Source organism: Paucibacter sp. KCTC 42545 (assembly GCF_001477625.1).
Lineage (GTDB): Bacteria > Pseudomonadota > Gammaproteobacteria > Burkholderiales > Burkholderiaceae_C > Paucibacter_A.
On sequence record NZ_CP013692.1, the window covers coordinates 2,640,074 to 2,653,967 of the forward strand.

Genomic DNA, 13,894 nt, shown 5'->3' on the forward strand with positions numbered 1-13,894 from the left:
CCTTGAAATCAGTGGCAGCCAAGGCGGCGCCCGGCAAAAGCTGCGTTCAATCTAAGCACAAAAAAAAGCGCCTGTGCAGGCACAGGCGCTTCAACTCACGAAAACGAACTTAGAACTTGGCGTTCACGTTCAGGGTGATGCGGCGACCCAGAGCGTCGTACACCACCGGATAGGTGTTGCCATTGCCGAAAGGAGCACCGGTCACGCCAATCGGAGGATCGCGATCCAGCAAGTTGTTGACCGAGGCCGCGAAGGTGATGGTCTTGTTCATGCGATAAGACAGCGCAAGATCAAGATAGTTCTGAGCCTTGAAGGTCTTGGTGATCTCGTTCACAGTGCCAGCCAGCTGCGCATTGCTGCTGGTGACGTCTTGATCGACAGCACCGAAGTAGCGCCAAGTCAGGGCAGCCGTCACGTTCCATGGGGTAGCCCACGAAGCGCGCAGCTTGTGACGCCACTTAGGAGCAGGCGTGCCGCAGGTCGAGCCGTACAAGCCGGCGCAATCGTAAGCACCCAGGCCAGGCGCGGTCTCCACGCTGAATTCCTTCAGGTAAGTACCCATCAGGCTCAAGTCCAGCTTGCCCTTCTCACCCAGACGAATGCCGTAGTCCAGACCCAAGTCAACACCTTGAGTCTTGTACTTGGCCAGATTCAAGTTACCCGAATCGATATAGCCTGTGGGCAGCAGCCACAAAGAACCCTTGCTGTCGCGATGGATCTTGTTGCAGAAGTACGGATCGCCGCTTTCCAAGCACTGATTCAGGGACGTTGTCGGCGGCACGCTGCCGATGGCGTCCTTCACCTCGATGGAGAAGTAGTCGATCGTTGCCGTCAAGTCCTTGAGCGGATTGGCCACCAGACCAAAGGTCAAGCTCTTCGACGTCTCAGGCTTCAGCGCCGCATTGCCGGCGAACAAGCCGTTGTACTGACCTGCGGCGCTGTCCAGAATCTTGCCGTACTGTGCAGCGGTCACGCCGGTGCGCTGGCAAGCTGCCAAAGTGGCGCCACCTGCGACCAGACCAGTCTTCGGATCGATTTCACCGGCGCAAGGATCAGCGTCGTTGTTGTACAGACCGATGGCCGAAGGCGTGAACAGCTCCACCACGTTAGGCGAGCGCACGGCTTGCTGGTAGCTGGTGCGGAACTTGACTTCCTTGATCGGCGCCCACTCCAGGCCCGAACCATAGGTATTGGTCGAGTTGCCAGTGCTGTACTTGGAATGACGATACGACAAATTGACATTCATCGCGTAAGCCAGCGGCTGGCGATCCATCAGCGGCAAACGCAATTCACCGAAGACGTCGTCAACGCTGTAGTTACCTGCCACGCTCTTGGTCGGGCCACCCTGGCCGGCCAAATCACCAGTGCTGAAGGCATTGTCGACCGACAGGTCGAGTTGCTCGGTGCGGTGCTCAACACCCACCGCCACACCCAGACCGGTCTGCGCGGTCGGCAGCTTCAGACCGTATTGGGTCAGGTCAGCCGAAGCAGAAGCGCCAAACACGCCTTGATTGGTGAAGCCCTTCTGGAAGCCCGGAGTCTGCAGATAGTTCAGGGCCTCGGGAGTGACGCCGCCCAGCGCAAAGATGTTGTAGGGCACGCAGTTCGGGTCAGTACCATCCAGCTTGGAGCGGCAAACCGTGTTACCCGTCAGCGGATCCTTGACCGCGTCCAGTGCGCGACCAATACGCACATTGGAGAAGTCGTTCTTGTAGGTTTCTTGATAAACCACGCGGCCGATTTGACCGAAGATGTCGTAGCTCCACGGGCCGATATCGCCCTTGACGCCGACCACGGCGCGGTAGGAGGTGTGACGCAGATCGTCTTGACGTCCGCCACCTTCCTTGTTGCGGCGGCCGATCAGGATGTTGGCAATGTCACCCGACTTACTGAAGCTGCCCGCTGCCGGATCTTCGGCATTGGAGGCTGCCAGCGCTGCCTTCCAAGCGTCAGACAGCAAGGGGTTTTCGTAGTGGATGCCGCCAGCTGTCGATGTGTCGAAAGTGAACAAGCCGCTGGGCGCGATTTGGGCCACCGTGCGGTCATCGTGGAAGGCCAACTGCGTGTAGACGCGGGCCATATCGTTGATGTCGTAGTGCGCCGAAGCGGTGGCCGAGTAGCGGTCAGCAGGACGCTGGAAATAGTTGATCGGACCGAAGTTGAAAGCGTCAGTGGCGGCCTTGTAAGCACGCACGCCGCCCTTGTCGTCGGCCACGGTGAAGCTACCTTGGTTCAGGTAGAAACGGCCGGGATAGCTAGTCGAAGAACCCGAGCAGGCAAAGGCCTTGCCGCCGCCGGTCACGCCCACGGTACAGGCCGAGAAGTCACGCTCCGACTGCAGCAAGGCATCTTCCTTGTGCGCCGTGAAGTTCAGGACCGCATTGCCCTTGCCGTCAGCGAAGTTGCCACCCATGGTGATGCTGAACTCGCGCGTGGTGCCGTCGTGGGCCTTGTTGCCCGGCACCGGGAAGCCGCGGGTGCGCACCACATCGCCCACCGCATTGCCTTGTTGGTGGTTGTAGAAGGAGTAAGTGCCGTCAAGCTCCACGCCCTGGAAGTTGTCCTTCAGGATGAAGTTGACCACGCCAGAAACGGCGTCGGCACCGTACACGGCGGAGGCACCGCCGGTCAGCACTTCAACGCGGCTGATCATCGAAACAGGAATTTGGTTCAAGTCGGCGGCCACATTGCGGGGGCTACCAGCAGGCAGACGGCGGCCGTTCACCAGCACCAGCGTGCGGCTGGCGCCGAGGTTACGCAGATTGACCGTGGCGGTACCGGTGGCACCGTTAGAGACCGAGCCACCGAAGTCAGCAAACACCTGAGGCAGGCTGTTCAGCAAGCCCTCAGCGGTGCGGATACCGTCGGCCTTGATGGACTCAGCGGTCATCACGACGATGGGGCTTTGCCCTTCAACGTCCAGAGTCTTGATGCGTGAGCCCGTGACTTCCACCCGTTGCAGGGTTTCGGCGGCTGGCGCGCTAGCCTGTGCAAAGGCTAGACCAGGGGCCATTGCCGCGATGGCAAGGGTCACAGCGAGATTGACGCGTTTTCTTTGAAACATGACGAACTCCTAAAAATTTGCAGGGCGAGCAGTTGTTCCACTCCAACCAGAACCACCATCGGGTCCGAGACTTCGCATGAGCATGTTGGGCCCAGCGATCGGCCGAGCAAGTGTCTGATTGGCTCCCCCAGCCCTCCCCCCGTGGTGTCCCTAGGACGCAGGTTTTCGCGCCTGTTTTGCCCGAAAAAGCCGCGTTAACCCCTAAGCAAGCGAGCAGAGAAAGGGCGAATTCGTTGCGCAGAACCGACGCCGCAGCGATTCAGGCGCTAGCGGCTTCACAGCTCAGATGGAAGTGACTTTCGCCATGTCTGTCACTGAAATCAGGCGAGAAACAGCGCTTCCCAGCGCATTTAGCCCTACCTCGGTGCGGCTAGCGCACCAAGGGAGAGCGCAGGCGCGGCACCGCGGCCAAAAGCTCACGGGTATAGCCCTGTTGTGGTGCAGCCAGTACGCTGGCGGAGCTCCCCATCTCAACAATGCGCCCGGCTTGCATCACCGCCACCTCATCGGCCACATATTCGACGACGCCGATGTTGTGGGTGATGAACAAAAAGGCCAGGCCGCGCTCACGCTGCAAGTCGCGCAGGAGGTTGAGGATCTGCGCTTGCACCGACACATCCAGGGCCGAGGTCGGCTCGTCGCAGACGATCAGGCGCGGCTCCACGGCCAAAGCGCGGGCAATCGCCAGGCGTTGGCGCTGGCCGCCGGAGAACTCATGCGGCCAGCGCTGCAAGGCATCGCGGCGCAGGCCGACTTGATCCAGCAATAACTCCAGATTCAGGCGGCGCTGGCGGGCATCCAGATCGGGCCGCAGGGCCAGCAGCCCTTCTTCCAACACATCGCTGACCCGCAGGCGCGGGTTTAGCGAGGCAAAAGGATCCTGGAAGATGATTTGCACGGCGCGGCGCGCCTGCTGCAAGGCTTGGCCATGCAGCTGGAACAGGTCTTGCCCGTCAAGCAAGGCCTGACCCTCCAGCTGCGCGGTGCGCCGCAGCAGCTGCACGATGGCCTTGCCCGAGCTGGTCTTGCCGCAGCCCGACTCGCCAACTAAGGCCAGGGTCTTGCCGGGCTTGATGGCATAACTGACATCATCCACGGCATTGAAGTAGGTCTGCGCCCCACCCCACCAGCCGCGCTTGAGGGCAAAGCGAACGCTGAGATTGCGTACCTCCAGCAAGGGCTTGTCATCAGCTTCTGGCACTGCAGCGGCGGTCGCTGTTGCCGGCCTCAGCTGCAGCTCTGCCGGTGGCAGCGCAGGCTGAGCGGCGCCATCGGCATGGCTGTACAACCAGCAACGCACCTCGTGCGGCTGTTGTTGCGGAGCCTGCTGGTCGACAGCAAGTGGCAGCGCGAGATCGGCCAGCGCAGGCGCTTGCGCATGGCACTGCGCCCAGGCGCGGTCACAGCGTGGCGCGAAACGGCAGCCCTGGAACTTCGTCCACAGCGGCGGCACGGTTCCAGCAATGGCGGCCAGGCGTTCGCCGCGCTTGGCGGCATCCGGCAAGGCTTGCAGCAGCAGGCGTGCGTATGGGTGACGGGGCTGAGCGAAGAAAGTGGCGGCAGCCGCTACTTCAATGATTTGCCCGGCATACATCAAAGCCACCTGATGCGCCATGCCGGCCACCACGGCCAGGTCATGGGTGATCAGCAGCACGCCAAGGCGGCGCTCACGCTGCAGCTCGCGCAGCAGCTCAAGAATCTGCGCCTGGATGGTGACGTCCAACGCCGTGGTGGGCTCGTCAGCAATCAGGTAATCGGGCTCGGCGGCCAGGGTCATGGCGATCATGACACGCTGTTTTTGCCCGCCGCTGAGCTGATGAGGGTAGGCGTCAATGCGACGCTCGGGCTCCGGGATGCCCACGCGCTTGAGCCACTCAATCGCTTTGCTGCGAGCCTCAGTGCCGCGCCAGCGGGTGTGCGCCTGAATCGCCTCCACCATTTGCGCGCCGATGCGCAGCACCGGATTCAGGCTGGTGGAAGGCTCCTGAAAAATCATGCCGATGCGCCCGCCGCGCACGGCGCGCATCTGCGCTTCCGGCAGAGCAAATAGGTCTTGTTCATCCAGCAGCAAGCGGCCGCCGCTGATGCGCCCGGCATCGGGCAGCAAACGCATCAGAGCCAGCGCGGTCATGCTCTTGCCGCAGCCCGACTCGCCCACCAGGGCCAAGGTCTCGCCGCGATGCAGAGTCAGGCGCATCTGGTCGATGGCATGGACCAGCCCTGCCTCTGCGTCCAGGGTGACCGAGAGTTTGTCAATCGTCAGCATGGCCCTCAGCCCTCACTCTTGCTGGTTTGATGGGCCACAAACGCGGGCACCCGCGGGCGGGTCTGACGGGCGCGCGGATCGAAGGCATCACGCACGCCGTCGGCAAACAAATTGGCGGCCAGCACCAAGGTCACCATGAAGCCGAAGGCTGCGGCAAAGCTCCACCACACCACCGGGTCGCGCGACATCTCGCTGCGCGCCAGATTGATCATGCCGCCGAAGCTGTTCATGCTGGGGTCCACGCCCACGCCCACATAGGTGAGCACCGCTTCGTAAAGAATCAGCTCCGAGAAACTCAGCACCACCGTGATCAGCACCAGATGCATCACATTGGGCACGATGTGGCGCTGCATGATGCGCGCGTCGCTGACACCAAAGGCGGTAGCGGCCTGCACATAGTCCAGCTCGCGCAGCTTCAAGGTTTCGCCGCGCACCAAGCGGCACAAGCCGGCCCAGCCGGTCAGGCCCAAGATCAGGCAGAGCAGAAACATCTTCAGATCGGCGCGCTCCGCGCCGGTCTCAAAGGCCTCCGGATTGGTGTCCAGATAGACCTGCACCATCAGCACGCAAGCGGCGATCAAGAGCACATTGGGAACCGAGCTGAGCAAGGTGTAGAAGTACTGAATCAGCTCATCCACCCAGCCCTTGTAATAGCCGGCCAGCACGCCCAAGCCCAGTGCCAGGGGCAAGGTAGCCAAGGTGGACAAGGCGCCGATCACGAAGGCGGTGCGCACGCTTTTGAGCGCCTGCACCAGCACATCGTTGCCGGTGCGATCAGTACCGAAGACATGGTAGTGCGGCATCAACATCAGCACCGGGCCCACCAGCAAGGCCACCACGCCCAAGGTGAAGAGCATGGCGCGCCAAGGGTAATGGGTTCGGTCGGCCGCCAGGTCGCGCCAGGCGCGGCCAAAGCCACCGTGGTGGCGGGCCAGCGCGGCGGCCACGGCCAGGCAGGCCAGGGCCAACACGCCAGCGCCGAGCAACAGGCCTAGGGCCGCGCGGGTGGCTACGTCGCCGGCCCATTGCTCGGCCGGATGCTGCAAATGGGCACCGCCGAATTGCAAGCGCGGGTAGTCGCGCTGCAGCGAGTCTTGCTGCGCTTCCTTGTTGAAGCCTCGGTAGGCTAGAGGCTCGGAGTAGCTCAACTCACGCATGCTGATCGGGCGCTGCAGCAGCAGGTCCAGCAGGGAGCGGGTCTGGGTGTCGTACACAGCAGGAGCGCCCTGCCCCGCCGCTTCAGCCGACACGGCAATTCGGCTGCGGAAATGCACGCTGTCCAGCAGGGTCAGCAGCAAAAACAGGCCCAGCAGCAAACCAGCGCTGGCCGCCACCGGGTCCCGCAGCACGCGCTGCCAATTGGCTTTCAACGTCGCCTGACCGCGCACCCGCAAGGCATAGGCCAGCAGCCCCGCCATCAGGGCCCACAGCGCCGCATCGGTCCAGAGGAATACAAACTTGAAATCCATACGCGCGGCTCAGCTCAGGCGGACCCGAGGGTCGGCCCAGGTGTAGGCAATGTCGATCAGCGCATTGCTGGCGATGTAAAGCACGGCGCCCAAAAACACCATGCTGCGCACGATGGCGAAATCCTGCCCCGCGATGGCTTCGATGATGAAGGCGCCCAGGCCGGGAATGCCGAAGAAACTCTCGAACACCAGGCTGCCCAGAAACACGTAAGGCAGATAGCTGCCGGCGCTGGTGAGGATGGGAATCAGGGCATTGCGCAACACATGGCGGAACAGCACCACCTGCTCGTTCATGCCTTTGGCGCGGGCGGTACGCACATAGTCCTTGGCGGTTTCCTCCAAGAACATGGCGCGGTACAGCCGGGCCTCGCTGCCCAGGCGCGACAGCAGCGACAGCAGCACCGGCAGGGCCAGAAACTTGATCGCATCCAGCCCAGGCGCATAGCCGTTGATGGGCACCAAGCGCAGCACACGCGAGAAGAAATACTGGCCGACGATGATGTAGAACAAGCTGGAAATGGACAGCATCAGCACACACAGCACCACACCCCAAAAGTCCAGCGCGGAGTTGCGGAAGTAGACCAGCAGCAAGGCAAAAGCCACGCTCACCAAGACCTGCAAAAAGAACAGCGGCAAGGCCAGCTGCAGGCTCACCGCCATGCGGGTCTTGATCTCATGGCCGATATCCACGGCCTGGCGCGCATCCGAGCGGCCGAAGTCCCACAACATCAGCGAGGCTGAACGCTCCCACACAATCGTATCGGTCAGCTTGGCCGCGCCGCTTTGGGTCGCATTCCAGTACATCGGCTTGTCGTAGCCACGCTCGGTCTTCCACTTTTCGATCTGCACCTGGGTGACGCGCTTGCCACCGATGTTCAGGCGCGCCATATCGTCCGGCGTATTGACCGAGAAGAACAGCACAAAGGTCAGCAGATTCACCCCGATCAGCACCAGCAAGCCATAGCCCAGGCGGCGCAACACATAACTCAACATTCAAGCGCCTCCTGAAGCGGATTTTTCGCTGTGCTGATAGCCGGCCTGATAGCCCGGCGCTCGCGCCAATTCACGGGCCCGAAAGCTTTGGCGGGTGCGCCAGACAATCAGGCCGCAGCCCCCGAACAAGACCAGCAGCGGCCACCAGACCGGCTGATTCCACTGGGCGATCTTCTGCTTGCGCTGCGCCACATCCAGGCGCAGGTAGCGCACCGGGTCACGCACCACAACGCCGGGTTTGCCGTTGTAAAGCCAGCTCTGAAAAGCCGAGCCGGAGTAGGACCAAAAGCCCCAGGCCCAGGGCGCGTCTTCTCGCACCAGTTGCAGCATCTGGTCCATCACCTGCTGCTTCTGCGGGCCGTCTTCCAGGGTTTGCAGCTGGCGATAAAGGCGGTTGAACTCGGGGTTGTCATAGTTGCTGACGTTCTCGCCCTCGCTCTTCGATTTACCGTTGGGGCCGTAGAGCAGGAAGAAGAAATTTTCGGCGTCCGGGTAGTCGGCGAACCAGCCCCACCAGAACACCTGGTGCTTGCCTTTGAGCACCTTGTCCTGGAACTGGTTGTAGTCGGTGGCACGCACTTCCAACTGCACGCCCAGCTTGGCGAACTGCTTGATCATCCAGTCGTTCTGCGCCTTCACCTCGGGCGTTACTGCGCGCATATAGTCGTAATTGAGCACCAAGGGCTGGCCGGTCTTGGCGTCGCGCCCCTCGGGGTAGCCGGCCTCCACCATCAAGGCCCGCGCGGCAGCCAGGCTGCGGCGCTGCAAGCGGCCATTCACGATCTCATGCGTGACAGGGTTATGCGCCTGGGGGTGGCCCGGCTGACCCGCCAAGCTTTCTTGCGAGCCAAACACGCCGGGGGGCACCGGGCCGTGCGCGGTGTCGCCGCCGCGGTTGCGGAAGATGCGGCCATAGCCCTCCTCCCAATCAATCGCAATCGACAGGGCCTGGCGCAACTTGCGATTGCGGCGCTGCTGCTCGGGCGTGTCGCCCCGGCCCAGCACCGGGTCCAGCATATTGAAGCCCAAATACCAGTTGGTGATGTCGACGTAAATGGGGAATTTGAAGCCGCGCTCATCGAAGCGGCGGCTCACCGCCTCGGAGTCAGTCTTGTCGACCATGAAGTCCACGCCCCAATCGGCGCGGTCCAACTCTGGCAGGTCCAGATAGCCCTGCTTGAACATTTCCTTGATCGGCACGACTTCCTTGACCGAGGTGGCAACGATCTTGTCGATGAAGGGCACGCGCTTGCCGCAATCGTCCAGCAAGCCCGCCTCTTTGTCGCCGGGCGAGCCCTCGCAGGGATAGGTGTCCAGGCGGTAATTGGGGTTGCGCGTCATCACATGGCGACGGTCTTGGCTGTACTCCGTCATCATGTAAGGGCCGGTGCCCACCGGCCACTGGTTCCAGGACAGGCCGCGCTCATTCATGCCGGGCTGGGCATAGAAGGCATCCACCTCCCAGGGCACTGGCGCCAAAAAGGTGCTGGCCATCCAGTATTTCCACTGCGGATATTTGCCCTTGATGCGGATGCGAACGGTGTACTTGTCCACCGCTACCGCGCCTTCCAGGGGCCAGCGGCGGAAGTCCAGAAAAGGCTTGTCGGGCGCGTTCTCGGGCAGGCCGCCCAGCAGCTTGAGGTTCTCGGCCTTGACCAGTTCGCCATAGTCTTTGAGGCCCAGCACCACCTCAGAAAACAGCCCGAACACGGGTGCCTCGATGCGCGGCGTGGCCTGGCGCTTGATGGCGAAAACAAAGTCATCCGCCACCAACTCGCGCGTGCCGCGCTCGGCAAATTCCCAGGGCGAGCGCTTATCGCCCAACTCGGCGCGGCTCATTGCGTGATAAAGCAAGCGACCCTGCGCGTCGCGCGCAAACGCCGGGTGCGGCGCGTACTTCAGGCCGGGCCGGATCTTGACGTCGTACACGCTTTGCGCAATGCGCTCGGCAGGCGCGTCCTGCGGCAGGCGCTGGCCCTGGGCGTCCAGGTAGTAAGGCTGCACCACGAACTCTGCTGCGCGCGGCACCAACTCGTAAGGACGCTTGAGGTAGTGGTAGCCGTAGGGCGGCTCGTAGATTTGGTAGGCATAGACCGACTCGGGCGCGGTGTAGGAGGCCGTCGGGTCCAGATAGCGCGGCGAGCGCTCCTGAAACGCCATGTACAGCGTGTTCTCGCCCTCGGCGCCTTGCGGATAAGGGCTGTTATTGCAGGCGCTCAGGCCCAGGCATAGCAACACGCAGCAGCTCAAACGACGGGCCCAGACCCCGAACTCCTGACAAGGCACAAGACTTCCTTCCGCTTCAAGACCCGCCCAAAAACACAAAGCCTCCAAACCAGTGCGACCCATGGGGCCGTTGGTTGTGAGGCAGTGGCTGAATCATAGCGGGCAGCTCGGCCAAAGCCGAGTGCCCAAAGTCAGGGTTTACGCATGCGCGGCGTGATCGTGCGCGTGGCCTTCTTCATGCGCATGCGCATGGGCGCGCTTGTGCTGCGGGTCGTTCTGCCAGTCCAGCAGCACATCACGGCCTTGCACGATCAGGTCCACTTGCGCGCCCACCGGCAGGCTGACCTTGGTGTCCACATGACCGAAAGGCAGGCCGGTCAGGACGGGCGTCTTGGTGTGCTCGCGCAGCGCCGCCACGGTGGACTTGAAGTCGTAACCACGGTCGTTGGGTGACTTGCTCCAGCCGCCGAAGTCGCCCAGCACGATGGCTTTTTGCGCATCCAGAATGCCGGCTTGCGCCAGTTGCAGCAGATTGCGCTCGACCCGGTAAGGATGCTCGTTGATGTCTTCCAAGAACAGAATGCCGCCCTTGATCTTGGGCATGTGCTTGGTGCCCAGCAAGGAGTTGAACACTGTGAGATTGCCGCCCCACAGCGTGCCGCGCACGGCCAGGCCGTCATGGCCAGCATCCGACTTGGGGCAGCGAAAGCCCACGGCCTCCAGCAAACCGTTCATGGCTTCCACGAAGCAGTCCTGGGTCACATCATCCACGCCGCCTTCTTTGCTGCTGCGGCCGAAGTCACCATAGGCCATGGGGCCTGCCCAGCTCTGCGCCTTGGCGTGGGCCAGCAGGCCCATATGCAGCGAGGTCAAATCACTCAAGCCGACCCAGCGGGTGCCGTTCTGCACGCTTTTCCCCAGCAAGGCCCAGTCGATGCGGTCCAGCAAACGAGTCATGCCGTAGCCGCCGCGGGTGGCCATGGCGATGCTGGGCGCGGCCTCGGCCACGCGGTGCAGCGCCGCCAGACGGGTGGCGTCATCCCCGCCGAAACGCTGGTGCTTGGCCAGCGCATCCTGGTCAATCGTCACATCAAAGCCCAGCTTGGCCAGGCGCTTGGCGGCGCGCTTGAGCGGCTGGCTCTTGAGCAGCACACCGGCGGGAGTGAAAAGGGTCAGGCTATTACTCATGGCAGCTTTCTAGTTGGACTCAGGGGCCGGGGTGGGGTCGAGATGCGTGGCATCCCCGGTGGGTATGGCTTCTTCGCTGGCGCCGCCGAAGTCTTGCGCTTCGTGCGCTCGGGCGGCGGCGCGGCGCTGCCGGGCTGCCTCGCGGCGCTGGGCAAAAAACTCTCGCAGCAGCTTGGCGGAGGGCTCAGCCAGCACGCCGCCCTGCACGCAGGTGTGGTGGTTGAGCGCAGGCTGTTCAAACAGATTCAGCACCGAACCGGCAACGCCGGTCTTCGGATCAGTGGCCGCGAACACCACCCGCTTGAGGCGCGCGTGCAGCATGGCCATGGCGCACATGGCGCAGGGCTCCAGGGTGACGAAGAGTTCGCATTCGGGCAGGCGGTAATTGCCCAGCAAGGTGGCACCGTGGCGCAGCGCCACAATTTCCGCATGTGCGGTCGGGTCATGGGTGGTGATGGGCCGGTTGTAGCCGGTGGCAATCACCTGGCCCTGGCGCATCAGCACCGCACCGACCGGCACTTCACCGGCCAACCAAGCGTTATGCGCCTGGTCCAGCGCGATGCGCATGGCGTATTCGTCCGCAGCGGCGCTGGCCGCCGTTCGGGTGGATTCAATCACGGTCAAAGGCGTGGCACTCGCAGTCATAAAGAGTCGGCATCAGTGTAGTGCCAGCTTCCGAGCCGCGATCAATGCGCCCGCCGCGCAAGCTGATCATGACTAGGGCCGACCAAGCTGCACTGGCTGAGGCCCTGCAGCGGCAGACCGTCAGCAAGCCTTCAGGGCATGGCCTCAGAGGCCTTTTGCGCGCTCTGCTGCAAGGCACTTTCGACCTGCAAACGCACAGCATCTGGCCGCGGCAAGGCGGCAGCACCGCCCGCCTCCGCAGCACTGGAAGCCGCGCTGGCAGCCGCTGCCGGCGGCTTGAGTGTCACCAGCTGCTTCTTCATCAAGTACATGACGAAGGCAAAGGCGATCACCAAGCCCAGAATGCTCAAAGCTGCACGCATCAAAAAGCTCCTTGCAGGCTGGCCGCCAAATTCATCACTCCCACTCGATGGTGGCAGGCGGCTTGGTCGACACGTCGTAGGTCACGCGGTTGATGCCGCGCACTTCGTTGATGATGCGGCCAGAGACCTTGCGCAGCAGACCGTAGGGCAGCTCGGCCCAGTCGGCGGTCATGAAGTCACTGGTGACCACGGCGCGCAGTGCCACCACATAGTCATAAGTACGGCCGTCACCCATGACGCCCACGCTCTTGACCGGCAAGAAGACGGTGAAGGCCTGGCTGGTCAGGTCGTACCAGCTCTTGCCCGTGGCTTCGTCCTTCCAGCCACGCAGTTCTTCAATGAAGATGGCGTCGGCGCGACGCAGCAGGTCGGCGTACTCCTTCTTCACTTCGCCCAGGATGCGCACACCCAGGCCCGGGCCGGGGAAGGGGTGGCGGTAGACCATTTCGGCCGGCAAGCCCAGCTCAACGCCCAGAGCGCGGACCTCGTCCTTGAACAACTCGCGCAGCGGTTCCAGCAGCTTCAAGCCGAGCTGCTCAGGCAGGCCGCCCACATTGTGGTGGCTCTTGATGGTGGTGGCCTTCTTGGTCTTGGTGCCTCCGCTTTCCACCACATCGGGGTAGATGGTGCCTTGAGCCAGCCACGTCGCGCCTTTGATGGTGCGACTCCCTGCCTCGCCCTTGGCTTCGGCATTGGCTGCCTTCAACTTGGCCGCCTCGGCCTTGAAGACATCGACGAACAGGCCGCCGATGATCTTGCGCTTTTTCTCGGGGTCAGTGACACCGGCCAGTTGGCCCAGGAAGAGCTCGCTGGCGTCCACGCGGATCACCTTGGCATGCAGCTTGCCGGCGAACATGTCCATCACCATATCGCCTTCGTTCAGGCGCAGCAGGCCGTGGTCCACGAAGACGCAGGTCAGTTGGTCGCCGATGGCGCGGTGGATCAGGGCAGCAGCAACAGACGAATCGACGCCACCGGACAAGCCCAGGATGACCTCTTCATCACCGACCTGCTCGCGGATCTTGGCCACGGCTTCTTCGATGTAGTCGCCCATGATCCAGTCGCCCTTGCAGCCGGCGATCTCGCGCACAAAGCGCGTCAGCATGGCTTGGCCCTTGAGGGTGTGCGTCACCTCGGGGTGGAACTGAACGGCGTAATAGCCCTTCTCTTCATTGGCCATGCCGGCGATCGGGCAGCTGGGCGTTTCGGCCATCAGCTTGAAGCCCGGCGGCAGCGCGGTGACCTTGTCGCCATGGCTCATCCATACCTTGAGCATGCCGTGACCTTCCAGCGTGGCGTGGTCCTGAATGCCGTCCAGCAGCTTGGTGTGGCCATGGGCGCGCACCTCGGCATAGCCGAACTCGCGGTGATCGCTCCACTCCACCTTGCCGCCGAGCTGCACGGCCATGGTTTGCATGCCGTAGCAAATGCCCAGCACCGGCACACCCAGATCCCACACGGCCTGCGGCGCGCGCAGTTCGTGGTCCTCATAAGTCGAGGCATGGCTGCCCGACAAGATGATGGCCTTGGGCGCGAAGGAGCGGATGAACTCATCGCTCACATCGTTGGGGTGAATCTCGCAAAACACCGCCGCCTCGCGCACGCGGCGCGCGATCAGCTGAGTGACTTGAGAACCGAAATCGAGGATGAGGACTTTGTCATGCATGGTGAAAGCTACTTC

General features: G+C 62.7%; 9 protein-coding genes. All 9 read right to left on the minus strand.

Going from position 1 to position 13,894, the window contains the following annotated elements:
* Positions 1–109: 109 nt before the first annotated feature.
* On the minus strand, positions 110–3,064 hold the full coding sequence (locus AT984_RS11485) for a TonB-dependent receptor domain-containing protein (RefSeq protein WP_082679973.1): 2,955 nt from the start codon (positions 3,062–3,064) through the stop codon (positions 110–112).
* Between the two features lie 370 nt (positions 3,065–3,434).
* Complete coding sequence (locus tag AT984_RS11490; RefSeq protein ID WP_058720211.1) at positions 3,435–5,330, minus strand: ABC transporter ATP-binding protein; 1,896 nt, start codon at positions 5,328–5,330, stop codon at positions 3,435–3,437.
* Between the two features lie 5 nt (positions 5,331–5,335).
* Complete coding sequence (locus AT984_RS11495) at positions 5,336–6,799, minus strand: ABC transporter permease (RefSeq protein ID WP_058720212.1); 1,464 nt, start codon at positions 6,797–6,799, stop codon at positions 5,336–5,338.
* Positions 6,800–6,808: 9 nt separating this feature from the next.
* Positions 6,809–7,792 (minus strand): ABC transporter permease, encoded by a 984-nt coding sequence (locus AT984_RS11500; RefSeq protein ID WP_058720213.1) that lies wholly within the window; start codon positions 7,790–7,792, stop codon positions 6,809–6,811.
* Positions 7,793–10,030 (minus strand): ABC transporter substrate-binding protein, encoded by a 2,238-nt coding sequence (locus tag AT984_RS11505; protein ID WP_231741405.1) that lies wholly within the window; start codon positions 10,028–10,030, stop codon positions 7,793–7,795.
* A gap of 186 nt (positions 10,031–10,216) precedes the next feature.
* The gene (locus tag AT984_RS11510) at positions 10,217–11,206 is read right to left on the minus strand and encodes an LD-carboxypeptidase (RefSeq protein WP_082679975.1); all 990 of its coding nucleotides are present in this window, start codon (positions 11,204–11,206) and stop codon (positions 10,217–10,219) included.
* Between the two features lie 9 nt (positions 11,207–11,215).
* The gene (gene tadA, locus AT984_RS11515; RefSeq protein ID WP_257721158.1) at positions 11,216–11,830 is read right to left on the minus strand and encodes a tRNA adenosine(34) deaminase TadA; all 615 of its coding nucleotides are present in this window, start codon (positions 11,828–11,830) and stop codon (positions 11,216–11,218) included.
* Positions 11,831–11,982: 152 nt separating this feature from the next.
* Positions 11,983–12,213, minus strand: a complete 231-nt coding sequence (locus AT984_RS11520) for a hypothetical protein (protein ID WP_156421996.1) — start codon at positions 12,211–12,213, stop codon at positions 11,983–11,985.
* 34 nt (positions 12,214–12,247) lie between these two features.
* A complete protein-coding gene (guaA, locus tag AT984_RS11525) occupies positions 12,248–13,879 on the minus strand; it encodes a glutamine-hydrolyzing GMP synthase (protein ID WP_058720216.1) in 1,632 nt (543 codons plus the stop codon).
* Positions 13,880–13,894 lie beyond the last annotated feature (15 nt).

Bases quoted from the DNA above. Each gene is read 5' to 3' on its own strand.
- AT984_RS11485 (WP_082679973.1), bottom strand. From the start codon at position 3,064: ATGTTTCAAAGAAAACGCGTCAATCTCGCTGTGACCCTTGCCATCGCG.
- AT984_RS11490 (WP_058720211.1), bottom strand. From the start codon at position 5,330: ATGCTGACGATTGACAAACTCTCGGTCACCCTGGACGCAGAGGCAGGG.
- AT984_RS11495 (WP_058720212.1), bottom strand. From the start codon at position 6,799: ATGGATTTCAAGTTTGTATTCCTCTGGACCGATGCGGCGCTGTGGGCC.
- AT984_RS11500 (WP_058720213.1), bottom strand. From the start codon at position 7,792: ATGTTGAGTTATGTGTTGCGCCGCCTGGGCTATGGCTTGCTGGTGCTG.
- AT984_RS11510 (WP_082679975.1), bottom strand. From the start codon at position 11,206: ATGAGTAATAGCCTGACCCTTTTCACTCCCGCCGGTGTGCTGCTCAAG.
- AT984_RS11520 (WP_156421996.1), bottom strand. From the start codon at position 12,213: ATGCGTGCAGCTTTGAGCATTCTGGGCTTGGTGATCGCCTTTGCCTTC.
- guaA (WP_058720216.1), bottom strand. From the start codon at position 13,879: ATGCATGACAAAGTCCTCATCCTCGATTTCGGTTCTCAAGTCACTCAG.